General features: G+C 69.6%; 24 protein-coding genes, 1 pseudogene and 1 riboswitch. Of the genes and pseudogenes, 7 read left to right on the top strand and 18 right to left on the bottom strand.

Annotated elements, in window-relative coordinates; genetic code table 11:
• Window positions 1-92 precede the first annotated feature (92 nt).
• On the top strand, window positions 93-1,007 hold the full coding sequence (locus RNB18_RS27785) for a VOC family protein (protein ID WP_311716832.1): 915 nt from the start codon (window positions 93-95) through the stop codon (window positions 1,005-1,007).
• Window positions 1,008-1,196: 189 nt separating this feature from the next.
• Window positions 1,197-1,868: a class I SAM-dependent methyltransferase gene (locus RNB18_RS27780; protein WP_311716831.1), complete on the top strand. Its 672-nt coding sequence runs from the start codon at window positions 1,197-1,199 to the stop codon at window positions 1,866-1,868.
• Between the two features lie 428 nt (window positions 1,869-2,296).
• Here RNB18_RS27780 and RNB18_RS27775 read toward each other — a convergent pair whose 3' ends face one another.
• The 3 genes from RNB18_RS27775 to RNB18_RS27765 all read right to left on the bottom strand — a co-directional run bounded on the left by RNB18_RS27775 (window position 2,297) and on the right by RNB18_RS27765 (window position 5,563).
• On the bottom strand, window positions 2,297-3,124 hold the full coding sequence (locus RNB18_RS27775; protein WP_311716830.1) for an SAM-dependent methyltransferase: 828 nt from the start codon (window positions 3,122-3,124) through the stop codon (window positions 2,297-2,299).
• A 124-nt stretch (window positions 3,125-3,248) separates the two neighbouring features.
• Entirely contained in the window at window positions 3,249-4,892 is a 1,644-nt protein-coding gene (locus RNB18_RS27770) for a peptidoglycan-binding protein (RefSeq protein ID WP_311716829.1), read from the bottom strand.
• Window positions 4,893-5,116: 224 nt separating this feature from the next.
• Window positions 5,117-5,563: a peptidoglycan-binding domain-containing protein gene (locus RNB18_RS27765; RefSeq protein WP_311716828.1), complete on the bottom strand. Its 447-nt coding sequence runs from the start codon at window positions 5,561-5,563 to the stop codon at window positions 5,117-5,119.
• Window positions 5,564-5,837: 274 nt separating this feature from the next.
• Between RNB18_RS27765 and RNB18_RS27760 the strand changes: the two genes are divergently transcribed.
• Together RNB18_RS27760 and RNB18_RS27755 are read left to right on the top strand one after the other, a co-directional pair.
• Window positions 5,838-6,665, top strand: a complete 828-nt coding sequence (locus RNB18_RS27760) for a peptidoglycan-binding protein (RefSeq protein WP_311716827.1) — start codon at window positions 5,838-5,840, stop codon at window positions 6,663-6,665.
• Window positions 6,662-7,627: a helix-turn-helix domain-containing protein gene (locus tag RNB18_RS27755; RefSeq protein WP_311716826.1), complete on the top strand. Its 966-nt coding sequence runs from the start codon at window positions 6,662-6,664 to the stop codon at window positions 7,625-7,627. The genes RNB18_RS27760 and RNB18_RS27755 overlap by 4 nt, the downstream gene beginning before the upstream one ends.
• Here the strand turns inward: RNB18_RS27755 and RNB18_RS27750 are convergent.
• The 3 genes from RNB18_RS27750 to RNB18_RS27740 are packed head-to-tail and all read right to left on the bottom strand — an operon-like array spanning window position 7,565 to window position 8,986.
• Entirely contained in the window at window positions 7,565-7,855 is a 291-nt protein-coding gene (locus tag RNB18_RS27750; protein WP_311717043.1) for a hypothetical protein, read from the bottom strand. The genes RNB18_RS27755 and RNB18_RS27750 overlap by 63 nt on opposite strands.
• Window positions 7,852-8,634, bottom strand: coding sequence for an MIP/aquaporin family protein (locus RNB18_RS27745; protein WP_311716825.1), 783 nt, complete (start codon window positions 8,632-8,634; stop codon window positions 7,852-7,854). The genes RNB18_RS27750 and RNB18_RS27745 overlap by 4 nt, the downstream gene beginning before the upstream one ends.
• Window positions 8,635-8,671: 37 nt before the next feature.
• Window positions 8,672-8,986: an ArsR/SmtB family transcription factor gene (locus RNB18_RS27740; RefSeq protein WP_311716824.1), complete on the bottom strand. Its 315-nt coding sequence runs from the start codon at window positions 8,984-8,986 to the stop codon at window positions 8,672-8,674.
• Window positions 8,987-9,089: 103 nt separating this feature from the next.
• On the opposite strand from RNB18_RS27740, the gene RNB18_RS27735 reads away from it, so the two are divergent.
• Complete coding sequence (locus tag RNB18_RS27735) at window positions 9,090-9,503, top strand: arsenate reductase ArsC (RefSeq protein WP_311716823.1); 414 nt, start codon at window positions 9,090-9,092, stop codon at window positions 9,501-9,503.
• Window positions 9,504-9,575: 72 nt separating this feature from the next.
• Here the strand turns inward: RNB18_RS27735 and RNB18_RS27730 are convergent.
• The 12 genes and pseudogenes from RNB18_RS27730 to RNB18_RS27680 all read right to left on the bottom strand — a co-directional run.
• Window positions 9,576-9,668 (bottom strand): annotated as a pseudogene (locus RNB18_RS27730) (MerR family transcriptional regulator); the annotation flags it as partial.
• 110 nt (window positions 9,669-9,778) lie between these two features.
• Window positions 9,779-12,127 (bottom strand): alpha-L-fucosidase, encoded by a 2,349-nt coding sequence (locus tag RNB18_RS27725; protein WP_311716822.1) that lies wholly within the window; start codon window positions 12,125-12,127, stop codon window positions 9,779-9,781.
• A 351-nt stretch (window positions 12,128-12,478) separates the two neighbouring features.
• Window positions 12,479-12,604, bottom strand: a complete 126-nt coding sequence (locus RNB18_RS27720) for a hypothetical protein (RefSeq protein WP_311716821.1) — start codon at window positions 12,602-12,604, stop codon at window positions 12,479-12,481.
• Complete coding sequence (locus RNB18_RS27715) at window positions 12,601-13,641, bottom strand: LLM class flavin-dependent oxidoreductase (RefSeq protein ID WP_311716820.1); 1,041 nt, start codon at window positions 13,639-13,641, stop codon at window positions 12,601-12,603. The genes RNB18_RS27720 and RNB18_RS27715 overlap by 4 nt, the downstream gene beginning before the upstream one ends.
• Before the next feature lie 43 nt (window positions 13,642-13,684).
• Window positions 13,685-14,509: a DUF1684 domain-containing protein gene (locus RNB18_RS27710; protein WP_311716819.1), complete on the bottom strand. Its 825-nt coding sequence runs from the start codon at window positions 14,507-14,509 to the stop codon at window positions 13,685-13,687.
• Window positions 14,506-16,221 (bottom strand): ABC transporter ATP-binding protein, encoded by a 1,716-nt coding sequence (locus RNB18_RS27705; protein WP_311716818.1) that lies wholly within the window; start codon window positions 16,219-16,221, stop codon window positions 14,506-14,508. Before RNB18_RS27705 ends, RNB18_RS27710 begins: the two co-directional genes overlap by 4 nt.
• Window positions 16,203-17,129 carry an ABC transporter permease gene (locus RNB18_RS27700; protein ID WP_311716817.1) on the bottom strand — a complete coding sequence of 309 codons (927 nt, stop codon included), beginning with the start codon at window positions 17,127-17,129 and terminating at the stop codon, window positions 16,203-16,205. The genes RNB18_RS27705 and RNB18_RS27700 overlap by 19 nt, the downstream gene beginning before the upstream one ends.
• A complete protein-coding gene (locus tag RNB18_RS27695) occupies window positions 17,126-18,085 on the bottom strand; it encodes an ABC transporter permease (RefSeq protein WP_311716816.1) in 960 nt (319 codons plus the stop codon). The genes RNB18_RS27700 and RNB18_RS27695 overlap by 4 nt, the downstream gene beginning before the upstream one ends.
• A 3-nt stretch (window positions 18,086-18,088) precedes the next feature.
• A complete protein-coding gene (locus tag RNB18_RS27690) occupies window positions 18,089-19,711 on the bottom strand; it encodes an ABC transporter substrate-binding protein (RefSeq protein ID WP_311716815.1) in 1,623 nt (540 codons plus the stop codon).
• 185 nt (window positions 19,712-19,896) lie between these two features.
• Window positions 19,897-19,983 (bottom strand): putative leader peptide, encoded by an 87-nt coding sequence (locus RNB18_RS53780; RefSeq protein ID WP_394817685.1) that lies wholly within the window; start codon window positions 19,981-19,983, stop codon window positions 19,897-19,899.
• 63 nt (window positions 19,984-20,046) lie between these two features.
• A riboswitch (SAM riboswitch) is annotated at window positions 20,047-20,156 on the bottom strand.
• A 14-nt stretch (window positions 20,157-20,170) separates the two neighbouring features.
• A complete protein-coding gene (locus RNB18_RS27685) occupies window positions 20,171-21,631 on the bottom strand; it encodes an MFS transporter (RefSeq protein WP_311716814.1) in 1,461 nt (486 codons plus the stop codon).
• 105 nt (window positions 21,632-21,736) lie between these two features.
• Window positions 21,737-22,123 carry a winged helix-turn-helix transcriptional regulator gene (locus RNB18_RS27680; protein WP_311716813.1) on the bottom strand — a complete coding sequence of 129 codons (387 nt, stop codon included), beginning with the start codon at window positions 22,121-22,123 and terminating at the stop codon, window positions 21,737-21,739.
• A 114-nt stretch (window positions 22,124-22,237) separates the two neighbouring features.
• Between RNB18_RS27680 and RNB18_RS27675 the strand changes: the two genes are divergently transcribed.
• Window positions 22,238-22,867 carry an LUD domain-containing protein gene (locus tag RNB18_RS27675; protein WP_311716812.1) on the top strand — a complete coding sequence of 210 codons (630 nt, stop codon included), beginning with the start codon at window positions 22,238-22,240 and terminating at the stop codon, window positions 22,865-22,867.
• Between the two features lie 222 nt (window positions 22,868-23,089).
• Complete coding sequence (locus tag RNB18_RS27670) at window positions 23,090-23,902, top strand: TauD/TfdA dioxygenase family protein (protein ID WP_311716811.1); 813 nt, start codon at window positions 23,090-23,092, stop codon at window positions 23,900-23,902.
• Window positions 23,903-24,025 lie beyond the last annotated feature (123 nt).

Genomic DNA, 24,025 nt, shown 5'->3' with positions numbered 1-24,025 from the left:
CGCCACTAGACGCAGCACCCAAAGGGTGTACACACTTGAAGAGGTGTGGTGCGTGAGGGACGCGGATCCACCGGAACCATGAGGAGTACAGAATGTTGCGTGTCAAAGGCCTCCTGCACTACGGACTCCAGGTGCCCTCGCTGGATACGGGCGCGAGCTTCTACAACGCGTTCGGACTGGAGGCGGCGGAGCGCGGCAACGCGGTCGTGATCCGTTGCGACGGCCGGGAGCAGGACCAGACGGTGCTCATGGAAGGGCCGGTCAAGCGGCTCCACCACGTGGCCTTCGCGGTCGAACCGGACTCCCTGCCGGAGTGGCAGCGCCACATCGAGGGCATGGGGTTGAAGCTGCTGGACGCGCCGGCCCAGGTGCCCGGCGGCCTGTGGCTGCGGGATCACGAGGGCAACCTGATCAACCTCCGTGACGAGGGAATCGCGTCCTGGCGCGAGTTCGGCACCACGGACGCGCAGGATGCCAACGTCGGAGACCGCGTCCGGAGGGTCGATCAGGCTCGCTGGCTGAACGCGAGGGAGAAGACCCGCCCTCAGCGCCTGGGGCACATGCTGATCTTCAGTACCGACGTGGGCGCCTCCGAGGCCTTCTACGCCCGCACCCTCGGGCTGCGCCTGTCGGACCGCATCATCGGCGGGCCGGTCTTCATGAATTCGGGGCCCGGCGACCACCATGTATTCGGTTTCGTCCCGGCGACGCACCCCGGCCTGCACCACTCCAGCTGGATGGTGTCCGACATCGACCAGATCGCCCGCGGTGCGCAGAACATGGCCTCCGTGGGCTACGCGAAGGGCTGGGGCCTGGGCCGCCACACCCTCGGCTCGAACCTGTTCCACTACATCCAGGACCCATGGGGCAGCTGGATCGAGTACTCCAGCGACATGGACTGCATCACCGAGAACTGGCAGGCGAACGACTGGGACTGCCCGGAAGCCATCTGGAGTCCCGCGGTGCCGGCCGACTTCATCACCAACCAGGAGGAGAAGCCCGCCTGATCGTCGTCCCCGCGAACGCCCCTGCCGACTGCTCGCCCCAGGAGAGCCGTGCCGTTTGCCGGTCCGGCAACTTTGTGTGCGTATCCGCACGGGCCCGAGCACCATCGACAACGCGTCCCGCACACCGGTCAGGGATGGATGATCAGCGGGGCGGCGCGGCACAGCATCACGAGCAACGGGAGGCATCCGGTGTCAGGTCACCACGAGCACGGCCGAAGCGGCGAGCACGACGAGCAGGCGGCAGCCGCGATGTTCGAGCCGGCGGGTTGGGACGAGCGATACGGGGGACAGGAGCGGTTCTGGAGCGGCGAGCCCAATCCGCAGCTCGTCGCTACCGCCGGTGAGCTCACCCCTGGCGCGGCGCTGGACGTCGGATGCGGCGAGGGCGGTGACGTCGTCTGGCTGGCCGGTCAGGGCTGGCGCGTGACCGGCGCAGACTTCTCGGCGGAGGGCCTGGCCCGCGCCGCCCGCCACGCCGAGCAGGCCGACGTGGCCGACCGTGTCGACTGGTGGCGGGTGGACGCCCGGACCTTCGATGCCGGCGACCGCTCGTACGACCTGGTCACCACCCACTATCTGCACGCCCCCGACGGCGGCATGGTCGAGGTGACCCGCCGGCTCGCCGCCGCCGTCGCTCCGGGCGGGTTGCTCCTGGTGGTCGGGCATGCACCGTCCCACGAGTTCACGCAGCTCTCCGAGAGCCACCGCAAGGCGATGTTTCTTGCCGCGGAACTCCTGCCCGGTCTGCCGGACGACTTCGAGCCCGTCGTCGTGGAGCAGCGCACCCGCACACTCAAGCGGGACAGTGGGCCGGTCGAGGCCGAGGACTCGGTCCTGCTGGCCCGCCGGGCGGAGCGCTGAACACCCTCTGAGGCCTTGCGGCGCGCTCACTGATCGAGTGACGCTGGTGGTGTGCGCGATGTGTGAGGCTCCCGCGCCGTCGGGTGAGGTGTCCGAAGTCGCAACCTCAACCCACGGGCACGGCAACCGCGTTGGCGCCGTTTGCTGCCGCACTCGACCTGTCCCGCGCTCTCTGCCCTGGTCGCTCAGGCGGGCGGCGCCCGTTGCGCGGCCCATTACAAGGAGTCGGTCTGCAAGAGTGCGGGCCTGGGGCGTCGCCCACCCGACGATGGGCATTCCGGTACGGCGGCAAGGGTGTCGGCTTGATGTACGGCCTTGTGTGCCACATGGAGGCCTTGGGCTGCTGTGAGGTCTCCCATGCGACTAGACCGAACCGAGGACGTGGGTGCGGTGTCCGGTGGCCGTAGGGAGGCCGCCGACCGGGTTGGTCAGGGTTTGCGGGCGAGAGCCGCGGCGATGAGGTGTTCCCAGACCGTGAGTTGCCGTTCCCCGCTGTTGTTCCAGGGGGTTTCGGTCTGGTCGGGGCGCCACAGCGGTGCGGGGACGATACCCGGGTCGAGGATTTCCAGGCCGTCGAGGAGGGAGGCGATCTCCGCGTCGGTGCGCCACCGGCCGCGGCCGAACGTCTGCTGGAGGACCTGCTCGGCCTCCCGCGTCTCCGGGTTGTTGCCGGAGCGGAAGTGGCTGATGAAGAAGTAGCTTCCGGAGGGCACATTGTCCCGCCAGTAGCGGACGATGCCGGCCGGGTCCTCGTCGTCGTTGACGTGGTGGAGGATCGCGCTGAAGATGACGGCGACAGGACGAGTGAAGTCGATCATGTCTTGGGTGTCGGGGTGGGTGCGAACGCCCTCGGGGTTGCGTACATCCACCGCGACGACCCGGGTCCGCTCGTCCTTCTCCAGCAGCGCCCTACCGTGGACGAGGACTTGAGGGTCGATGTCTACGTAGACGACCCGGGCCTCGGGTGCGTGCCGTTGCGCGACCTGGTGGACGTTGTCGGCGGTCGGAAGGCCACTGCCCAGATCGATGAACTGCCGGATGCCGGTGGTTTTCACGATCTCCCCGACCGCGCGGGTCAGGGCTGTGCGGTTGGCGAAGGCGATGGCCACCGAGCCGGGCAGGTCGCGTTTGAACACGTCGCCGATCTCTCTGTCCACGGCGTAGTTGTCCTTGCCGCCCAGCAGATAGTCGTACACGCGGGCGATGCTGGGCTTGGACGGGTCGATGGAGGAGCCTTCGTACGTCATGACGGCCATTTTCCCCGCAACGCAGCCCGGTGACCATGGTTTTGGGATGCCTGTCCTTTGTGCAGGCTGCATGCTATGCCGATCTGGGGCTGGGCCCCTGTGTCTTCCCGGTGCCTCTCTGTGCGGCCCGCGCTCAGCGGACCCGGATGAAGACCACGTCGTAACTGCTGTTCGTGGCACGGGACTTGACGTAGACGCCGTCGCTGCCGCCGTTGGGGTTGCTCGTGTTGCCCTCGACGGTGGTGAAGGACGACCCGGACACCGTCCGCACGATGCCTATGTGCTCGTGGCCACCGGTGAAGTCGCTTCCGCCGTCCCAGTCGAAGGCCACGATGTCACCCGGCTGCGGGCTGGTCGTCACGGAGAGGTGGTAGTTGCCGGCCCGCGCCTGCTTGACCCAGCCCGAGACGTAGGTGTTGCGATAGGAACTGGCTCCGGTCTGCTTGGCCACCCAGCTCACGAAGGTCGCGCACCAGGCGTAGTTGCTGGTGGACAGCGAAAGCCCCACGGACGAGCCGTAGCTGTTCGCGCGGGCGCTGCCCTCGACCGTTCCCACCTCGGCCGCCGCCACGTCGAGGATCTTGGCGTATCCGCCGCCGGGCGGGGGCGACGACGGCGGGGTGACCGCACCGTACAGGGCGGCCTTCGTGTTCGGCCCCACATGGCCGTCGACCGAGAGGCCCTTCTCGGCCTGGAAGTCCCTGACGGCACTGTCGGTGAGCGGACCGAAGTCGCCGTCGACGGCGAGATCGGCACCATGGTGGTTGAGCAGGCTCTGCAACTCGGTGACACAGCCGCTGCGCTGGCCCTGCACGACGTCGTTCGGGCAGGAGGCGGAGTTCAGGTTGATCGGCGCGGGCGCGCCGTTGCCGCCGCCACCGCCGATGTTCGAGTACAGGGCGGCCTTGGTGTTCGGGCCGACCTGGCCGTCGGAGGTGAGGCCGCTCGCGGACTGGAACGCCTTCACGGCCGCCAGGGTCTGCGGGCCGAAGCTGCCGTCGACGGCAAGGCTCTGCCCCTTGCCGCTCAGCAGGGACTGGAGCGTGGCGACGCAACCGCCGCTCTGCCCCTCCACGATGTTCTCCGGGCAGGACGCCGACCTGAGGTCCAGGCCCGTCGACGGTGACTCGTCGGTGTCGTACAGCGCGCGCTTGGTGTTCGTGCCGACCTGGCCGTCGGCGGTGAGACCGTGGGCGGACTGGAAGCTGCGGACGGCGCTCGCGGTCCCTGCGCCGAAGTCGCCGTCCACGTCGACCGTGTAGCCGTGGTGGATGAGCAGCCGCTGGAGCTCGGTGACGCATCCGCCCTTGGCGCCCTGCACGATGTTCGCGGGGCACGAGGAGGAGTTGAGGTTGACGGGGGCGGGCGCCGAGCCGCCGGTCGCGTACAGCTTGCTCTTGGTCGCGGGGCCCACCCGTCCGTCCACAGCGATGGCGGTGGCGGCCTGGTACTCGCGGACCGCGTAGAGCGTGGCCGAGCCGAACTGACCGTCCACCACCAGACCGGCACCGTGCGCGTTGAGCAGGTTCTGCAACTCGGTGACGCAGCCGCTCGCCTGGCCCTGCACGATCTCGTTGGGGCAGGACGCGGAGGTCAGCTTGATCGGGGCGGGAGCCGCGGACGCGGGGCCGGCACCGAGCATGATGCCGGCCGAGACCATCGCCGCGGTGGCGGCGAAGGTCCCGACGCGGATGCGCCAGCCTGGCCGGGGGTGGTGCGCGGCCCGATGCGGTGGGTTTCTGTCTTCGGCGCGAACGAGGAACGTGGGTCTTCCCATGGCGGCGAGTTCTCCTTCTCGAGACGGGCGTGGGGTGGGGGAGGGAGGGACGCCGAGGAACCGGGACGCTCGACCGTGTCTGGTCCCAGGCGTTCGGAACCGGTGCGGACGGGGGAGCGGGAACACGCATCCGCGGCCCGTCCTTGCCTGGCAAGGACGGGCCGCGGCCGGTCACTCGACGATCGGCCCGTACCGGCAGGTCGTACCGGTCGGGCGGGTCGTACTCAGGCGGCGAATCGCTTGAACGCCGCCCGAGTACCCGAACCGGCGATGCCGTCGATGGCGCCCGTGTAGCCGTAGGAGTCCTTCAGCAGACGCTGCAGCGCCTTGATGGTGTTGGGGCCCGGGTCCCCGTCGATGTCACCCGTGTAGCCCCAGTACGTGGCGAGGCAGCGCTGGAAGGCCTTCCAGCTGTTGGTGCCCAGCTGGCCGTCGATGGCGCCGGTGTAGCCCCAGTGGTCCGCGAGGAAGTCCTGGACGTTCTTGGCCTCGGCCGAGGTCAGACCGAAGTTCTGCGTCGCGGCCACGGCGGAGGGCTGGGCGACTGCAGCCGTCCGCGCGGTGCTCGTGGTCGCCGCGAAGCTGGTGCCCGCGGTCGCCACGCTGCCGGCGGCGAGGCCGGCAACGGCGATGACACCGGCGATGGTCCTGCCCAGAGCGTTCGGTCGCATGTTTCCTCTTTCGTTTGTGGGGTCGGCACCTGGCACGCCGAGCGGGCCAGGTGGCGAGACCAAGGTGCAGGGCGCCCGGGCACGGCGGCCACGGCTGCGGCCCAGGTGGCGGTCATACGGGACGACCACCCTGCTGACCTGCGACGACAGCGTCCGCTGGGACGGTGATGTGGGACAGCTGTGACAGATGTGGCGTGCTCATGCAGAATGCGCAGGAGCGGAGGGGACCGCTGCTCACGCACACGACCATGCTGATGACCGCTTTGGGGGAAACATGCCGCGCTCCAAAACGCTGCCCGCGGAACTCGACCCCAGCGCACGGCAGTTGGTGACCCGCTTACGCCGGCTGAAGGAACACAGCGAGCTGACGATGCGACAGCTCGCGGTCAAGACCGGCTACAGCGCCAAGTCGTGGGAGCGTTACCTGGGAGGCACGTCGCTGCCACCGCGGGAGGCGGTGGAGGCACTGGCCCGGATCACCGGCACCGACCCCGTCCCCCTGCTCGCGCTGCACGAGATCGCCGCCGACTCCCGGGACGGCCGCCGCGCAAGGCCCGCCGCACAGCAGAACGAGCAGCGCGAGCCGGAAGGGGAGCAACCGGCCAGTCCGACGACCCCGCATCCCGGGCCACCCGCCGTAGCGACCGCACGCATGCCACCCCGTGCCACCGGACCGGCCCCCGGTCGCTTCCCGCACCTCGCTCTCACGGCAGGCATCGCCGCCCTGGCCGTAGCCCTTTCGGCGGCGCTGCTTCTCATGCTGCGTCTTGACGACGAAGTCAGCCGGGCAGCCGTCACCGCTTCGCCCCGCCCGACCGTGACCTCCCCGCCGCCCTCCTACACATGCCGCATCGCACGGGTCGACGGCCGCTGGTCGGCGGGCATCAACAAGGGCCGCAACACCGAGATCGTCTACGGCGCCACCGGTGCCGACGTCGCCGAGGCGCAGTGTCTGCTGCGCCGGGCAGGCATTTCACCCGGCGGGATCGACGGCATGTTCGGCCCGCTGACGCTGCGGGCGGTCAAGACGTTCCAGGACCGCGCGGGCCTCACCGTCGACGGCATGCTGGGGCCGCGCTCGTGGAAGGCGTTGCGCGGATGACAGCCGGCGCACCCTCACCACCGGGCGCGCGACTGGCTGCCGTACTCCAGCAGTTGCGGCAGCGCACCGGACTGAGTTTCGCGCAGCTCGCGAACGCGACCACCTACAGCAAGTCGTCCTGGGAGCGCTACCTCAACGGCAAGAGCCTGCCACCGCGCAGCGCGGTCAAAGAGCTGTGCCGTCTCGCCGGCGAACCCGCCGACCATCCGCTGGCACTCCTGGACATCGCCCGCACGGACCGGACGGAGGACACCGGGCCGACACGGGGGACACCGGTTCGACAGCGCACGGCCACCGGGACGGACACACCGACGCCGGGTTTCGCCACCGTCCCACCCGGCAACGCCACCGGCGGGGCAGATCCGAGCGACACCGACCACACGCTCACCAGCCCAACCGGCCACCGGCGCGTGAACATCGTCACCGCCCTCGTGTCGACCTGTGCCGTCGTCCTCGGGGCGCTCGTACTCGCCCACCTTCCCCCCACACACCGCGAGGAGGCGCCACCGCCCCTCATGCCCTCCGTGGCCACCGGGGCGCTCTGCCGGCACACGGCCTGCCAGAACAAGGACCCGATCGCGACGCGATGCGCCGCCGAGCCGCTGACCCTGGCCGAACACGAGACCGCCACCGGTGCCTTCATCCAGATCCGCTACAGCCAGGAGTGCGGGACGAGCTGGGCCCGGATGTGGGGCGCCGTCGTGAAGGACCGCGTCGAGATGCGGGTGGGAGGCCGGCACGGTTCCCTCCACAGCGCCCAGGTCACCACCCGCAAGGAGGCGGACACCTACGTCCACACCCTCATGAGCGTGGTCAGCCCCGGAACGCCTGTGCAAGCCTGCTTCAGCCCTGCGGCCGGCGGCAAAGGAGAGTGCTTCAAGGTCCTGGGCCGGGCAGGGTCACCCTCGGCGGACGCCCCGGGCCGAGCCGCCCGCGCAGGTTCTTCCGGCGTGAGGGCGTGAACTGGGGCCCGCGGCGCCCTCGGCCGCGCCGCCAAAGCCGCCGTCGACGACGGCCACGCCGTAGTCGACCACGCCGATGACCTCGACGAGGGTTTGATTGACCACGACGGCCGCCACGTCGCCGAGGCGGCCAACGACGAAGCCGGGATCAAGGCGGCGCAGGTGGTAGCCGACGGCGAGCCCTGCCTGGCCGCCGCCGATCACCACCACCTGCGTCCTGTTGTTCACTCGGTCGATCGTCCGCGCATGAAGATGAGGGCCACCAGCGCGAGCCCGACCACGCCACCGACGATTTGCATGCCGATGAAGCCCAGGAGCGAACCCGGCGCGATACCCGCGAAGGTGTCGGTGAATGCGCGGCCGATGGTCACCGCCGGGTTGGCGAACGACGTCGACGAGGTGAACCAGTAGGCGGCACCGATGTAGGAGGCGACGGCCACCGGGGCGAAGCGCAGCTGGTCGGTGCGGGCCAGGCCGAAGATCAGCAGGATCAGGCCGGCCGTGGCGACGACTTCACCGAGCAGCAAGTGTCCCGCCGACCGGTCGTGCGTGGACCACTCCACCAGCGGCTTGCCGAACATCGCGTCCGCCAGGATGGCGCCCGCGATCGCGCCGACGATCTGCGCGGGCACGTACGCCGTGGCCTCGCGCAGGGTGACGCCGGCGCCGCCGCGGCGGGCGGTCCACCACTCGGCCAGGGTGACGACCGGGTTGAAGTGCGCGCCGGAGACCGGGCCGAGCAGAAGAATCAGGATGCCGAGGCCGAAGACGGTGGCCGTGGAGTTGGCCAGCAATTGCAGGCCCACGTCCTTGGTCAGTTCGGTGGCCTGGATGCCGGAGCCGACCACGACCGCCACCAGCAGCGCCGTGCCGATGAGTTCGGCGGCGGCGCGGGCGACCAGGGGGTTACGCGGCGGGGTGGCTCCCGGCGCCGGTTGGGGCTCGGCGCCGGGGGCTGTGGCGGACTCCCCGGCTCTGTCGTGTTCGGCGGCCTCGGTGGCGGTCAACAGGACTCCTTGGTGCAGGTCGCCGGAGCGGCGGGGATCAGGGGCAGGACCGCTTGACGTTGTTCTCGGCGGTGGCGCGCGCGGAATCCGCGAGGTCGGCGAACTGACCCGCGAGGGCAGCGATGACATCGGGCTTGAGCCGGTAATAGGTGAACCGGCCGCACGGCTCCGTCTCCACGACCCCGGCCTCGCGCAGCACCTTCAGATGGTTGGAGAGGTTGGTCTGTCTGGCCCCCGTCTCCTCGATCAGGTGCGTGCTGCAGAGCGTCTCCTTGGCGAGCAGGGTGACGATCCGGAGGCGGAGCGGGTCCGCCAGGACCCGCAACAGATCAGTATCGACTGACGTCAGCATGCGCTGATACTGTCACATCAGTGGTGACTGACACCATCGGGTGCTGATGTGTCCGTGCCCTCCTCTGCCGCCTGCCGGGCGCGAGATCAAGAGAGACCCCCTGATGTCCCACAAGCCCTCCGTGCTGTTCGTCTGTGTCCACAACGCCGGCCGTTCCCAGATGGCCGCCGCGTGGCTGACCCACCTGGCCGGGGACCGTGTCGAGGTCCGTTCGGCGGGCTCCAACCCGGGCGCAGGCGTCAACCCGGCCGCCGTCGAGGCCATGCGCGAGGTCGGCATCGACATCTCCGCCGAGGTCCCGAAGATGCTCACGGTCGACGCGGTGAAGGAATCGGACGTCTGCATCACCATGGGCTGCGGCGACACCTGCCCGGTCTTTCCCGGCAAGCGGTACCTGGACTGGCAGCTGGAGGACCCGGCCGGCCAGGGCGTCGAGGCCGTCCGCCCGATCCGGGACGAGATCAAGGTGCTGGTCGAGGGCCTGATCAAGGAGATCGCGCCGCAGCCCCAGGCGTGAGCACCGCCGCGGATATACGCGACGTCATCGGCTCCGGCCCCGCGGGCTGCACCGCCGCCCTGAACACGGCCCGTCCAGGCTGGACCCCAGGGCCTCCATGCGGCGGATGGCCGTGAGCCGGGCGACATCGGACTCGGTGCAGAAGCGGAAGCCGCCCTGGGGGTAGGGCTGAGGGGACGACCAGGGCCGGGCTCCGCACAGGACGCGAATCCCTACGGAGCCCGGCGTGGAACCTCACGTGAGGGAAGTGATGGCTGCCGCCTCGGCGCCGTCGGTCAGGAGTTCCACTTCACCTTGAAGACCCAGACGTGCTGTCCTGCCTTACGGGCCGCAGCGGGGACGTCGATCACCAGCGCTCCCTTGCTGAGGGTCCAGGTCAGTGGCCGGTCGTGGCCCAGCATCGTCACCGTGTCACCGTTGCGGATCGGGACCGGCGCCTCGACGGTGAGCCGTGAGCCCGGTTGTGTCAGGGAGTGGATGTAGAAGGCTCGGTTCGGGCGGACGGTGAAGCGGATGTCGTCACCGAGTTCCGCCATCTTCGACCAGTACGTCGTGTCGTAGACGGCCTCGCCGTTCGTGCGCAGCCACTGACCCGTCTCACGCAGTCGCGTCTGCATGATCTCCGGGATGGTGCCGTCGGCGCGGGGGCCGATGTCGAGCAGGAAGTTGCCGTTCTTGGAGACGATGTCCACCAGGCTCTGCACGACCTGTTCCGTCGTCATGTAGGAAGCGTCGGGGGTGGCCTGGTTGTAGCCGTAGCTGAAGGGGTCGAGGCCGCGGCTGGACTCCCACTTGGCGATCACGGTGTTGTCGTACGTCGTGTACTCGGGCGTCGTGAAGTCGTGGAAGGAGATGCCCGAACGGTTGTTGACGGTGACGTCGATGGGACGGGACCGGTTCTTGGCGTGGTTGAAGTACTCGGCGAGCACGTGCACGCTGTCGTTGGCGCCGCCGATGTCGCACCAGATGAGCTCCGGGTCGTAACCGTGGATCAGCTCCAGCATCTGCGGGGCCTGATAGTCCTTCACGAAGTCCTTGCCCGCGGTGTATCCGGTGTAGGGCACGGGGGCGAGGGTGTACGGGTTGCGCGGTGCGTGGCCCATCCAGGGGTTGTCCGGGTTGAACCACTCGGGCATCGAGAAGTAGAGGCCGCGGTGGAGCTCGGGCGTGTAGCGCCGGGACGCCTCGAACAGCTCCTTGACCAGGTCCCGCTTCGGGCCCATCTTCACGGCGTTGCGGTCGGAGACCTTGGTGTCCCAGAGGGCGAATCCCTCGTGGTGCTTGGAGGTCAGCACGTGGTACTGGGCACCGGCGTCCCGGAACAGCTCGACCCAGGATCGCGGGTCGAACTTCTCCGCCGTGAAGCGCGGGATGAAGTCGTCGTAGGCGAAGTCCTCGCCGTAGGTGTCCCGGTGGTGGGCGTACGTGGGGTTGTTGGGGTCCTGCATCTGGTCCCAGTACCACTCGGCGTACTGCGTGCCGACCGGCGCCCAGGCGGGCACCGAGTACACGCCCCAGTGGATGAAGATGCCGAACTTGGCGCTGTGGAACCAGTACGGGGCCTGGTGGCCGGAGAGGGAGGTCTCGGTCGGCTGGTAGTCGGCGACGCCGAGGGACAGTCGGCTGCGCTGGGTGGCGGCCGTGGCGCCGCGGCCGGTGACCGTCACCACGCCGTCCTGGGAGGTGCCGGGTGCCGTCCCCGTGCGGTTGCGGATACCGATGCGGACGCGAGCCTGCTCGCCGGGGTCGAGGCGGCGGACGACGGCGGGCTCCACGGTGCGGGCGCCCGGCACCGTGACCTGTACCGACACGTCGTCACCGGCCAGGACGGCGGCGGTACCCGCGTTGACGACGGTGGCCTCGACGCTCTGGGCGCCGGTGGACGTCAGGAGCGAGTTCGTGGAGTGGGCGTCGCGCAGGATCAGCGCGCGTCCCTGGGCGACCGGCTGGAGGGACAGCGCGAACACGTGCAGCGAGGTCTGGTTCGGCTCGGGTGCGTGGGTGGTCGGCAACGTGATGGCGATCGCCTCGCGCTGCGGATCGACCCATACCTCCGATGTGCCGATGCCGACGCTGTGTTCGTCCTTCGCGCCGTCCGGACCGTAGCGGTACGGCGCCGACAGCGAACCGCCCGCCGCGTACCAGTCCGCTCCGGTGAGGCCGGCCGTCGTGGTCGAACCGTCCGCGTAGTGCACCGTCGCCTTGCCCGAGGCGTTGCCGTAACTCCCCGAGGTGAGGAAGTAGGCCGCCATGTAGCGGCCCTTGGGCAGGTCGATGCGTTGACCGAGCGCGACGACGTTGTTCTTGGCGCCTGCGGCCGAGGACGGGAAGACGAAGGGAACGCCGTCCACCTGCACCTGGCCAGCCGGGAGTTCCTCGCCCGGGAACGTGTAGCCGGAGCCGTCGAAGTCGCCGCCTCGCGCGGAGGCGGTGTCGATGGCGTCGTTGTCGTAGAGGCTGTCGAGGGGGACGGGAACCGGAGCGGGCACGGCCGCCCATGTCGGGCTCTGCTCGGTGACCGTCTGAGCAGCGTGGGCGTCGGTCGTGGAGGCGAAGGAAAGAGCGGCTGAGGCAGCGACACCCGCCGTGACGCCGAGGACATGACGTCTTGGATACGTACTCATGGCGGCTCCCAATCATCGGATGTCTTGATGATTGAGGAGGCGTGGGAGAGTGTCAATGGGGCGTGCGTGGGAGAGAGTTGAAGCAGAGGTCGGAGGGGTGGGTGCTTCTCGAAGAGTCAGACCGGAGGAGCCTCAAGACGGCGGCAGAGCTCATCGATCGACGCCGTGAGGCAGAGCAATTCTTCAACCATCGCACCCGTCGCTACCAGGACAAGATCGGCGCCGCCGAATCCGGCGGGCCGGACGGCGACGCGCGTACCCGCGGTTGCCGCGGTCGCACCCTGCCCGCGCTGTCGCGCGATGCGAGCGAGAGGTCGGTGACCGATCCGTGGGCGGGTGCTTCCGGACCGACTACGAGGGGGCCGTGGCGGTGACCACCTCGTGCGTGCCCCTACCGGTGAAACGATGACCGTCGGCGAACAGCTCACGGGCGTGGATCTCCCACCGCACGGGCAGCCCCTGCAGGCCGGTGTTCACCGGCCCGCCTCGTGGAGCAGCGCGGTGTCGGGCTGCCAGCCCAGTTCGGGCGCGATCAAGTGCCGTACGTCGTGCAGGATCTGCTCGTAGTCGCCCCGGTGGAACTCGTACGGCAGCTCAAGGCGCAGCTCCGACACGGAGGCGACCACGGGATCTGCGGCCAGTTGCTCCAGGATCTGTTCCGCGGTCCCGACCACGTCCGGGGCGAACAGGATCCGTTTCGGGCCCTGCGGTGCCAGGGTGCGCGCGTGCCGACTGGCCGCGTAGTCCCGGTAGCGGGCGCGGGTGGTCGTGTCCGCGCTGTCGAACGGCACGATCACCCGACCGAGCGCCACCCGTGTCGGGCGGTCCTCGGCGAGGGCGCGTCGGTACTCGGAGAGCAGGGCGAGTTGGGCCGTGGTGAAGTCGTCGGTGCTCTCGCCGGTGACGATGTTGCCGCTGAGCAGGTTCAGGCCGTGCTCTGCTGCCCACCGGATCGAGCGCTGACTGCCGCCGCCGTACCAGACCCGGTCCACCAGGCCGGGGCTGTGCGGCTGCAGGCGTGGCCGCTGGGTGTTGCCCGGCGACTGGATCACCGTGTCCGGGCCGCCGAGGTAGTCGCCGCGCAGGTTCTCGACGACCCGGGCGATCCTGCCGTAGGACAGGTCGAAGCCGCGCCAGTCCCCGTCGTACACCAAGTCGCCGAGGAGTTCGGCGTGCGGCATGCCGGTGCTGAAGCCGACCTGCAGCCGGCCGCGGGACAGCACGTCGGCCAGCGCCAGGTCCTCGGCGAGGCGGAACGGGCTTTCGTACCCGATCGGGATGACCGCGGTCCCCAGCTCGACCCGCTGGGTGCGCTGGCCGGCCGCGGCGAGGAAGACCGCAGCCGAGCCGACACCGTGTTCGAGATGGCGTTGCCGGATCCAGGCGCCGTCGAAGCCCAGCCGTTCGCCGTACTCGAACAGCTGGAGCGTCTCCTCCAGGCCGGTGTACGGGTCGCCGTCGGCGAAGTTGCCCGGACTGAGAAAGGCAAGCGAGCTGATCGTGGGGGTACTCATTCGGGGTGCGTCCCTCTCTGGTGATCCCGGTGGCGTCGGCTGGTCAGGACCCGCCGCGCTCGCGGGGGATCTTTTCCCCTGCCTCGACCGCCACGGGCAGCCGGTTCTCGGCCGGGGGCAGTGGGCAGGTGGCCAGGTCGGTGTAGGCGCACGGCAGGTTCGCCGCCCGGTTGAAGTCCAGGACGACCGTGCCGTCGGCGGCGGGCGGGTCGAGGGCGAGGGCCCGGTTGGCCGCGTAGGTGGTGACCCCGGAGGTCGCGTCGGTGAACAGCACCAGCAGACTGCCCGGAGCGTGTCCGGGGAACGCGGTCAGTGCCAACTCCCGTCCGTCCAGCTCGAATTCGATCCGGCCCGGCGCGTCGTACACGTGCTCAAGGCCTTCGACCGCGGCACCCACGGTCGTGGGCCGCGGCTCGTCGAAGGCCGTGTAGCGGCCGGTCACGGCCCAGCGGGGATGCGGGGCATAGGCGGGCGTGCCGGTGAAGGCGGAACGCAGAGGGGTTTCCGGGTGCCGAGGACGCACGATGTCGTGTCCGCCGCGCTTGGCCACCTCGATCACCGCGTCGTCCCAGACCGCGTTCACCCCGCCGCGCTCCGGGAGCACCCCGAAGCGGTGCTCGCCGCGCACGGGGGTGCCGTCGACGACCAGTTCCTCGCCGTCGTCGAGGACCACGACGACCCCGTCGGCGCCGGTCGACCAGGCGCCCGGAGCGTCGGGGAAGCGCTGCGGCTCGTCGCTGAGCCAGTGCAGGCCGGTGATGGCGAGGAACCCGTGGGGGTCGGCGAGTCGTGCCTCCTGCCTGGTGTGCCACTCCTGCCAGTCGCGGGTGAAGGCGGACAGGTCTGCGGTGGTGTCCTGAACGGTCATGCGTGCTCCTTCGTTTCCAGGGGCTCGGATGCGGTCCTGGGGTAACGGCCGCCGGGGATCGCCGCGAGCAGTTCGCGGGTGTACGCGTGGCGGGGCCGGGCGAACAGGTCTTCTGCGGTGCCCGTCTCGACGATGCGGCCGGCCCGCATGACGGCGACGTGGTGGGCGATCTGGCGTACGACGGCCAGGTCGTGCGAGATGAACAGGTACGCCACCCCGGTGTCGGCCTGCAGTTCGGCGAGCAGGTCGAGGACCTGGGCCTGGACGGAGACGTCGAGGGCGGACACCGGCTCGTCGCAGACGACCAGGTCGGGGGAGAGTGCCAGGGCGCGGGCGATCGCGACGCGCTGCCGCTGGCCGCCGGACAGCTCCGCCGGGCGGCGCTCCAGCGTCGACGCGGGCAGCGCCACCCGATCGAGCAGTTCCCGGGCCCGGGCCAGCCGGGAGGCGCGGTCGCCGACCTTGAAGGCACGCAGCGGCTCGGTGATCACCTCGCCGATGGAGAACCTCGGGTCCAGCGAGGCGTACGGGTTCTGGTAGACGAGCTGGGCCCGGCGTCGCAGCTGCCGCGCCGGTGCCCCGCGCGCGGTCGTGACATCGGCGCCGTCGAACACGATGCGTCCGGCGGTCGGGTCGGTCAGGCGGAGCACCAGGCGGGCGGTGGTGGACTTCCCGGAGCCGGACTCGCCGACCAGGGCCAGCGTGCGGCCCCGGTGGAGGGTGAAGCTGACGTCGTCGACCGCGCGCAGCGTCCCGGAGCCGGGCAGGCGGAACTCCTTGACCGCACCCTGGACCTCGACCAACGGCGCCGTCCCGGGAGCGGACGGCGTCGTGACCGTGGCTCGGGGGCGGGCCGTGGCCAGGCTCGGCGCGCTGGCCAGCAGCCGCCGGGTGTATGCGTGCTGCGGGTTGTCGAGGATGTCGCGGGTCGGACCGGCCTCGACAACCCGGCCCTCGGACATGACCACGATCCGCTGTGCCCGGTCGGCGGCCACGCCGAGATCGTGCGTCACCAGCAGCACCGCGGTGCCGGACTGTTCGGTGAGGTGCTGCAGGTGGTCGAGGATGACCCGTTGCACGGTGACGTCCAGGGCGCTGGTCGGCTCGTCGGCGATGATCAGCTTGGGTTTGCCGGCGATGGCGACGGCGATGAGGGCACGCTGCCGCATTCCGCCGGACAGTTCGTGCGGGTACTGCCGGGCGCGGGTGGCCGCGTCGGGCAGTCCGGCCTGCTCCAGGATGGCGACCGCGTCCGACGGGGCGGACCGGCGGGTCGTCAGCTGGTGGATGCGCAGCACCTCGGCGACCTGCTCGCCGATGCGTTTGACGGGGTTGAGCGACACGGTGGGGTCCTGGGGCACCAGGCCGATCCGTGCGCCGCGTACGGTGCGCAGCTCGCGTTCGGACAGCGAGGAGAGGTCCTGGCGGCCGAAGCGGACGGTGCCGGCGTCGATGCCGCCGTTCGCCGCCAGGAGCCGGATGATCGCGTGCGCGGTCGTGCTCTTGCCGGATCCGGACTCGCCGACCACCGCGGTCACCTGGCCCGGCCACACGTCGAGGTCCACGCCTCGCACGGCCTGCACAGTGCCGCCGCGGGTGCGGTACGACACCGACAGGCCCCGTACCTCCAGCAGCGGTTGCGGTGTGTTCGTCACATTCCCACCCGTTCCGGGTTCGTCCGTCGTGGGGCCGGTCATCGCTGTCGGGACCATTCGCCGTCCAGGGCTCGCGCGATGCGGTTGGTGGCCAGTACGGTCGCGGCGATCGCCAGGCCGGGCAGTGCGGTGAGCCACCAGGCGTTGCCCAGGTAGTTGCGCCCGTCGGAGATCAGCGTGCCCCATTCCGGTGCGGGGGGCGGTGCCCCGTAGCCGAGGAAGCTCAGCGACGACACTGCGAGGACCGAGGTGCCGAAGTCGAGGGTGGCCAGGACGATCACCGGGCCCGCCGCGTTGGGCAGTACGTGCCGGCCGAGGACTGAGTACCAGCGGGTCCCGCACGAGCGCGACGCCTCGACGAAGACCGCCTGCCGTACCCGCAGCACCTCCGCGCGTGTCACCCGGGCGAAGGCGGCGACGCTGGCGGCCCCGACCGCGACGGCGACCTTGACCGTTCCGTAGCCCAGCGCGGTGACCAGCGCCAGGGAGAGGAACAGTGCCGGGATCGACAGCAGTACGTCGACGAAGCGCATCAGTACGTCGTCGACCCAGCGGCCCACGAAGCCGGCGACCAGGCCGAGCAGGCCACCGACCACGAAGGCGACCGCCACCGCGATCAGCGTGGCCTTGAGTGACAGCTGCGCACCGTGCACCACCCGGGAGAACAGGTCGCGTCCCAGTTCGTCGGTGCCGAACCAGTGTGCGCCGCTGGGGCCGCGGAAGTTCTGCGACGGCACCCCGTGCAACGGGTCCTGGGAGGTGAACAGACCCGGCCGGAACGCGGCCAGTACCACGAGGACCACGATGAGGACCGATGCCAGCAGGCCGGGCCGGCGCACGAAGAAGCGCAGGACGCGCCGCAGTTCGAGACCTTCTCCGGGACTCGGGTCGGGGCCGGGTTCGACGGATCGTGCGGGGCCGAGCGCGGCGCCGGTGGCGACGTCGTCGACGAGGGGCTGGGTCATGCCAGGCTCCCCTTCCTGCCGGAGGCCACGACGATCCGCGGGTCGAGCAGCGGATAGACGAGATCGACGATCAGGTTCGCCAGCACGAAGATCAGCGCTCCGAACACCACGACTCCCTGGACCAACGGGATGTCCTGGGCCGTGACCGCGGCGGCCGTCACCCGGCCCAGGCCGTCACGGGAGAACACGGTCTCCACGACCACCGAACCGGCGATCAGTTGCCCGGCCAGCAGCCCGACGACCGTCAGCGCCGGCAGTGACGCGTTGCGCAGGGCGTGCCGCAGGTGGATCCGCAGCCTGCCCGCGCCCTTGGCCCGCGCTGTCTCCACATAGGCCTGATCCAGGGCCGTGAGCAGGCTCTTGGCCAGCACCTGCGCCACCAGCGCGCCGGTCGGGAGCGCCAGCGTCAGCGACGGCAGCACCAAGCCCGGCAATCCGTCGTTGCCGAACGCGGGGAACCACCGCAGCCGGAAGGAGAACAGCTCGACGAGCAGCAGCCCGACCCAGAAGGTCGGCACAGACACGCCCAGCGGCGGCAACGACAGCAGCAGTTGCCGCAGCCATCGCCGCGAGGTGTAGGTCGCCAACACCGCGAGAGAGCCGCCGAGGACCACCGCGAGCAACAGCGCCGTGCCGGTCAGCGTCAGGGTCTGTGGAAGTGCGTCGCTCAGGGTCGTGGTCACCGATCGGCCGGTGGAGACCGAGTCGCCGAAGTCCCCGCGTACCGCGTCGCCGAGGTGGTCGGCGTACTGCACCAGCACCGGCTTGTCGAAGCCGTACTCGTGTCGGAGCCTGGCGAGCTGCGCCGGATCGACCTGCCCCGAGTCCGCTCCGGCGCCGGCCATCGCCGACACCGGATCACCGGGGAGGAAATCCAGCACCAGGAACGAGACCGTGTAGGCCGCCCACAGCACCCCGAGGGCCTGTGCGAGGCGTTTGATCACATAGCGGCGCATGCGTCAGCCGATCCAGGTGTCGTGCAGCTGGATCCGGCTGGAGGCCTCGAAGTCGAGGTCGTGCACCTTCTTCGCCACCCCGAGCTGGGTCTGCAGCTCCACCACCGGCACGATGTACGCGTTCTTCACGATCAACTGCTGTGCCTGGTCGACCAGTTGCTTGCGCTTGGCCGCATCGGTGGTCGCCGCCTGCTGGTTCAGCAGCGAGTCCAGCGGGCTTGCGGGCAGGTGGTAGAAGTTGGCCAGCCGGGTGGAGTACTGGCTGCGCAGGATGTCCGGGTCGGCGCGGGTCAGGTTGCCCCACCCGGCGTCGAAGTCACCGGACTGCAGCGTCGCGGCGAGCTGGCTGATCTGCCGTTCCTTGAGCGCGACGTCGATGCCGACGGCCTTGAGCTGCTGCTGGATCAGCTCCAGCGCGGGCTGGTTCGTGGCCGCATTGGCGAACCACGTGACGGCCAGGCTCAGTCTGGTGCCGTTCTTCGTCCGGATGCCGTCGCTGCCGGTCTTCCAACCGGCCGAGTCCAGCAGCGACTTCGCCTTCGCCGCGTCGTAGGCCAGAGCCGAGCCGAGGTTCGCGTAATCCGGCGTGGTGTGCGCCAGGATGCTGGTGGCCGGCTGCGTGCCGGTCGGGAACACGGCGTCGACGATCTGCTGCCGGTCGATGGCGAACAGGATCGCCTGACGCACCTTCACGTCCTTCAGCAGCGGCCGGGAGTTGTTCAGCCCCAGGTTGAACACGTTGCCCGGGTTGGCCCGTCCCAGCAGGCTCACCTGGCCGCCCTTGAGCGCCGCCTCGTCGGCCTTGCCGACGCTGCTGATCGCGTCCACCTGGCCGGACTGCAGGCTGCCGGTGCGCACCCCCGCCTCGGGCACCACCTTGAACACCACCTTGTCGAGGTACGCCTCGCCCTTCTTGGTCCACAGCGAGGAACCCCAGTCGTACTTGGCGCGCTTGGCCAAGGTGATCGACTGGTTCTGGACGTAACTCTTCAGCGTGAACGGGCCGCTGCCCACGATCCCCTGGCTGCACTTCTGTTGCGGGGACTTCTTCGCGCTCGCCGACGATTCGATGCCCAGTGAGAACGTGGAAGTGGCCTGGAGGAACTGGGCGTTGGGCTGCTTGAACTTCACCCGCACGGTGAGCGGGTCGACCGCGGTGGTGCTCTCCACGCCGCTCAGGTATCCCTGGGCCAGGATTCCCAGGGCGCCGAGCTTCGGTACCGCGTCGAAGTTGTCCTTGACCACCTGCGCGGTCAGCGGTGTTCCGTCGCTGAAGGTGACACCGGATCTGAGGTGGAAGGTGAAGGCCTTCGTGTCCGGGCTGATGTCCCAGCTCTTCGCCAGCCACGGCACGATCTTGCCGGTCTTGGGATCCTGGTCGGTCAGGGAGTCGACGACCTGACGCAACGAGTAGATGGTGTCGTTGCTGCCGACCTGCTGCGGATCCACGCAGCCGGCGTCGGAACCCACCGCGAACGTCAGTGTGCCGCCGGGCCTGGCCTGACCGCCGTCGTTGCTCGAGCTGCTGCCGCTGCCGGACGAGCATGCGGTCAGCAGCACACTGGTTGTCAGGAGCGCGGACAGTGCCGCCCATCGGGCAGAGCGGGAATCCGGATGAGATATCACGGAACGAGGTCTCCTACTCGAAAGCCGACACGCACGTTCTACGCGCGCGGGCATGGAGATGAGGGGATGGTGTTGCTCACGAAAAGAGCCGCACTGTGTGAGAGCGCTGAGAGGGAAAGGGCTCAGGAATTGCCGCGCGTGTCAAAGACAGCGGTGAGCGGCTTCAGCCAGTCGACGGGACGCAGTCAGCCATGACACAGGCAGCTGGTGATGCGCTGCAGGTCGATGTGGCGTCGACGGGAGAAGCGGGGGAGAGTCGCGGAAGCCGTCATGGAGAGACTCGAGACGCTGCTGTGCCGCACGCTCACTCCTCCATGTCGGGCCCCTGCCGCGGGGCCTCGCGCTTGCCGGGTCGGCGACCCGGCCGGGCTTTCACCTGGAGCACCCCACCGCGTCGGAGGGTTGCCGGTCAGCAAGCCAGGGCTTGATGCTGACACTCAATGCCATTTGAAACTTTATCTATCTCCGACGTAATCCGTCAACGGGGTGCGGGTGTCCTGGCCCGGGGAGCTGAGGACGGGGTCGAGCCGTGAGGTGCGGACGCAGCAGTGACAGGACGGCGGCCGCGGTGAGCAGACCGGCACAGAGGAGAGTCGCGTGTGCAAATGCCGTACGGGGGCCGCCGGTTGATCCCGACGTACCGTGCAGATAGCTCCCGGAGACGGCGCTGAGGGCGACGGCCGCGGCGATCCGCTGGGCCATCTGGAGAATGCCACCGGCCACTCCCGCGGCCTCGGCCGGAGCGTGCTGAAGGACCAGGGCCTGGTTGGGGGAGACGGTCAGCCCGGCGGCGGCACCGGACAGGAGTTGAACGGCGGCGAGCAGCAGAGGGAGCGCGGTGCGCGGCGCGGTGAGGGCGACGGCCGCGCCGCCCAGCAACGTGAGGATTCCCAGGGCGAGACCGACGGTGACGGTGTGCGGTCCGAGACGGCGCACCACGCGCCAGGCCACGGCCGAGGTGACTCCCATGGCCACGGCGGATGGGAGGGTGACAAGAGCGGCGGTGAGCGCGGACAGTCCGAGACCGCTCTGCAGGAACATGGTCAGGACCAGCGTCGCCGCCAGCGAGGAGCCGAAGGCGGCCATCGCGATGGCTGTCCCGAGCGTGTACGGGCGCGAGCGTGGGAGTGAAGGGTGCACCAGCGGAACCCGTCCGGATCGCATGCGCAGACGTTGTCCGAGAACCAGGCAGCAGGCCAGTCCGACCGCGGTGACGGCCCACAGTGCCGCACCCTGGGCGCTGCCCGGTCTGCTGATGAAGGGCAGCATCAGGGCCAGGGTGAGCGCACCGGCCCAGATCAGTCCCCACCAGTCGAGCCGACTGCGTCCGACCGTCCCCCGTGCCTTCGGGAGCCAGCGGAACGCGAGCCAGAGGGTGACCATCCCACAGGGCGTGTTGAGCAGCAGGCACAGCCTCCATCCCAACTCAGGGCCGCAGGTCGCGACCAGGGCGCCGCCGAGCGCCGGTCCGAGCGCCGCGGCGATGCCGCCCGTGACGGCGTACAGGCCCAGTGCACGCGCCCGGTCCAGGCCGCTGAAGACGTCCTGAAGGGTGCCGATGACCTGGGAGTTGACCAGACCTGCCCCGGCGCCCTGCACCAGCCGCGCGGCGATCAGCAGGTCCGGTCGCACACCGGTGGCGGCCACCGCACCGAAAAGGACGAAGGCCGACAGCCCGACGAGGAACAGCCCTTTGCGCCCGCGCACGTCACCGAGGCTGCCGCCCGGCACCAGCATCAGGCCGAAGGTCAGTGAGTAACCGGCGACGATCCACTGCACATCGGTGGGACCCGCCTCGAGCGACTGACGCAGCGCCGGCACAGCGATGTTGAGGACCGACTGGTCGAGAAGAGTTGTGACCCCTGCCGCCATGCACACCATCAGCACCCGACGGGCGGCGCGATCTTCTCCCGGGAGCATGCGGACATGGTCACACCGGTGGCCGGCCCTCGTCCCCCGTCACGGCGTCCTGTTCGCAGAACGGAAACACCGCGTTCGCAAGCGATGAGGACAGGGAGGCGCGCCTCAGGTGCGGGTGTCGTACGCGTCCCGGGCCTTGTCGATGTCGTCGATGTGGGTCAGAGCCCAGTCGAGGAGCGTGCGCACCGTGTCGAGGAGCGTCCGGCCCAGCGGGGTGAGCTCGTAGTCGACGCGGGGCGGCACGACGGGATGCACGGTTCTCGAGATCAGGCCGTCGCGCTCCAGAAGACGCAGGGTCTCGGTGAGCATGCGCTGGCTGATACCGGGGACGGCGTCCTTGATCTCGGTGAAACGCCTTGTGCCCGGGCCGAGTTCGTGGATGACGGTCAGCGACCATTTGGAGCCGACACGGTCCAGGACTTCACGGACCCGGCAGGTGGTGTCGTCCCGCCCCTTCAGCACCCTCGTGGGATCGGCATCGTGGGTGGCCATGGTTCCCTCCGGCTCACTGAGGCAGTAAAAAGTGCCGTCTTCCGCGGCCGGCCCAGGGTTTCGCAGACTGATGCCAGTTACCAGACGGACCCGACGCCCTCGCCGGAGGACCCCATGACCGCGCCCGCACCCGTAGTCGACGAGACCTTCGCGAAGCCCGCCGACGAGGCCCAACTGGACCGTGCCGCCGAAGCACTGCGCGACCACAACTACATCGTGCACCTCGTCGACACCCTGACCGACGCCCGCGAACTCGTCCTCGCGCTGGTCGCGCGCGACCAGACAGTGTTCACCGCGAGCAGCGAGACACTGCGCCTGTCCGGAATCACCGAAGCGCTCGACGAGTCCGGCGACTTCACCTCCGTGCGGGCCGCCTCGGGCAACCTGGGCGACGACGTGTATGCCCAGATCCGGCTCGGGGCAACGCCGGACGTCGTCGTCGGCAGCGTGCACGCGGTCTCCGAGGACGGATATCTGCTGGTCGGCTCTGCCAGCGGCAGCCAGCTCGCCCCCTACGCGTCCGGAGCCCGCAAGGCGATCTGGGTGGTCGGCGCACAGAAGATCGTCCCGGACATGGCGACCGGGCTCCGCCGCATCCACGACTACAGCCTGCCCAAGGAATGGCGCCGGCTGCAGGAGACCTACGCCCAGACCTCCTTCATCGGCAAGATCCTCATTCTGGAGCGCGAGGCCTTCCCCGAGCGCGGTGTGGTCGTCCTCGTCCGCGACACCGTGGGCTTCTGACGCCTGCCCGGAAGATTCATGCAGCTGCAATGATCCGTCTCGGGCTCGCCTGGTAGACATGGTGGGGTGGGCATCCCAGTGCTGCTGTACCGCAGGTTGTACGTGGATCTGGCACGCGTCGACGCGTCCGCGTGTCGCCGCGTCTGACGTCGCCTTCATCTGTCAGGTGAGAGGTGACCGCAGCGCGAGACCCCCCGTACGGCAGCACACAGAGGGAGAGCCATGAGCACTGTCGCCAGCCACGAGATCCGACGGGCCGGACCGCGGTTCGGTGCGGAGGTGACCGGCATCGACCTGAAGGCCGGAATCGACGACCGGACCGCCGAGGAACTGCGCCGGGCGTTCCGGGACCACAAAGTGCTGGTCTTCCGCGACCAGCACCTGACACCCGGTCAGCACGTCGAGGCCATCCGCGTGTTCGCGGAACCGTTCGACCACCCGACCGCCGTGAAGGACCCCGCCGATCCGCTGGTCTACCCGTACAACGTGCAGAAGACCGGCAAGGCCAGTACCTGGCACATCGGCGGTCTGTGGCGGCAGCCCGTCTTCGCGATCGAGTCGCTGACCTACGAGGTCGTCCCCGAGCTGGGCGGGCACACACTCTGGGCCGATCTTCAGGCGGCGTACGACGACCTGTCCGAGCCGTTCAAGGTGCTGCTCGAGTCGGTCGGCGCGCTCTACGACGGCAACGCGGAGAACTACGCGCAGGGCAGCAAGCGGACAGCGGGCGGGGAGACCGTCGAGCATCCCGTCGTCCTGACGCACCCCGAGACGGGCCGGAAGGGGCTGTTCATCAGCACGTCGGCGATCGGCCTGACCGGTGTGACGCCTCAGGAAGGGAAGGTGCTCCTCGACCATCTGCTCCGGCACGCCTCGTCACCCGACTACACGATCCGCTTCGGATGGAACCCGGGCGACTTCGTGCTCTGGGACAACCGGGCGACCTGGCACTATGCCGTGGACGACTACGGCGACGGCGCCCGCGCCTACCGCAAGGTCATCGGAGTGGAGCCGGTGCGGCAGTCTGCGGCCTGACCAGGTTTCGGTGAAGGGCCCTGCGCCCGCTGTTTCAGCGACGGCGGGCGCAAGGCACAGCGCACCGGGGTCCGGTGCTCCCCGCGACCGATCTGGTAACGGGCACATGGCAGGAACACGAAG

Source organism: Streptomyces doebereineriae (assembly GCF_031845645.1).
GTDB classification, from domain to species: domain Bacteria; phylum Actinomycetota; class Actinomycetes; order Streptomycetales; family Streptomycetaceae; genus Streptomyces; species Streptomyces canus.
The sequence above is the reverse complement of the archived record's forward strand: the minus strand, read 5'-3'. Positions and strand labels throughout refer to the sequence as shown.

What these genes read in the sequence shown, in the direction of transcription:
- RNB18_RS27760 (WP_311716827.1), top strand. Translation starts at nt 5,838, where the DNA reads ATGCCGCGCTCCAAAACGCTGCCCGCGGAACTCGACCCCAGCGCACGG.
- RNB18_RS27715 (WP_311716820.1), bottom strand. Translation starts at nt 13,641, where the DNA reads ATGAGTACCCCCACGATCAGCTCGCTTGCCTTTCTCAGTCCGGGCAAC.
- RNB18_RS27670 (WP_311716811.1), top strand. Translation starts at nt 23,090, where the DNA reads ATGAGCACTGTCGCCAGCCACGAGATCCGACGGGCCGGACCGCGGTTC.
- RNB18_RS27785 (WP_311716832.1), top strand. Translation starts at nt 93, where the DNA reads ATGTTGCGTGTCAAAGGCCTCCTGCACTACGGACTCCAGGTGCCCTCG.
- RNB18_RS27710 (WP_311716819.1), bottom strand. Translation starts at nt 14,509, where the DNA reads ATGACCGTTCAGGACACCACCGCAGACCTGTCCGCCTTCACCCGCGAC.
- RNB18_RS27735 (WP_311716823.1), top strand. Translation starts at nt 9,090, where the DNA reads ATGTCCCACAAGCCCTCCGTGCTGTTCGTCTGTGTCCACAACGCCGGC.
- RNB18_RS27775 (WP_311716830.1), bottom strand. Translation starts at nt 3,124, where the DNA reads ATGGCCGTCATGACGTACGAAGGCTCCTCCATCGACCCGTCCAAGCCC.
- RNB18_RS27755 (WP_311716826.1), top strand. Translation starts at nt 6,662, where the DNA reads ATGACAGCCGGCGCACCCTCACCACCGGGCGCGCGACTGGCTGCCGTA.
- RNB18_RS27725 (WP_311716822.1), bottom strand. Translation starts at nt 12,127, where the DNA reads ATGAGTACGTATCCAAGACGTCATGTCCTCGGCGTCACGGCGGGTGTC.
- RNB18_RS27675 (WP_311716812.1), top strand. Translation starts at nt 22,238, where the DNA reads ATGACCGCGCCCGCACCCGTAGTCGACGAGACCTTCGCGAAGCCCGCC.
- RNB18_RS27680 (WP_311716813.1), bottom strand. Translation starts at nt 22,123, where the DNA reads ATGGCCACCCACGATGCCGATCCCACGAGGGTGCTGAAGGGGCGGGAC.
- RNB18_RS27705 (WP_311716818.1), bottom strand. Translation starts at nt 16,221, where the DNA reads ATGGTCCCGACAGCGATGACCGGCCCCACGACGGACGAACCCGGAACG.
- RNB18_RS27740 (WP_311716824.1), bottom strand. Translation starts at nt 8,986, where the DNA reads ATGCTGACGTCAGTCGATACTGATCTGTTGCGGGTCCTGGCGGACCCG.
- RNB18_RS27685 (WP_311716814.1), bottom strand. Translation starts at nt 21,631, where the DNA reads ATGCTCCCGGGAGAAGATCGCGCCGCCCGTCGGGTGCTGATGGTGTGC.
- RNB18_RS53780 (WP_394817685.1), bottom strand. Translation starts at nt 19,983, where the DNA reads ATGACGGCTTCCGCGACTCTCCCCCGCTTCTCCCGTCGACGCCACATC.
- RNB18_RS27700 (WP_311716817.1), bottom strand. Translation starts at nt 17,129, where the DNA reads ATGACCCAGCCCCTCGTCGACGACGTCGCCACCGGCGCCGCGCTCGGC.
- RNB18_RS27770 (WP_311716829.1), bottom strand. Translation starts at nt 4,892, where the DNA reads ATGGGAAGACCCACGTTCCTCGTTCGCGCCGAAGACAGAAACCCACCG.
- RNB18_RS27695 (WP_311716816.1), bottom strand. Translation starts at nt 18,085, where the DNA reads ATGCGCCGCTATGTGATCAAACGCCTCGCACAGGCCCTCGGGGTGCTG.
- RNB18_RS27765 (WP_311716828.1), bottom strand. Translation starts at nt 5,563, where the DNA reads ATGCGACCGAACGCTCTGGGCAGGACCATCGCCGGTGTCATCGCCGTT.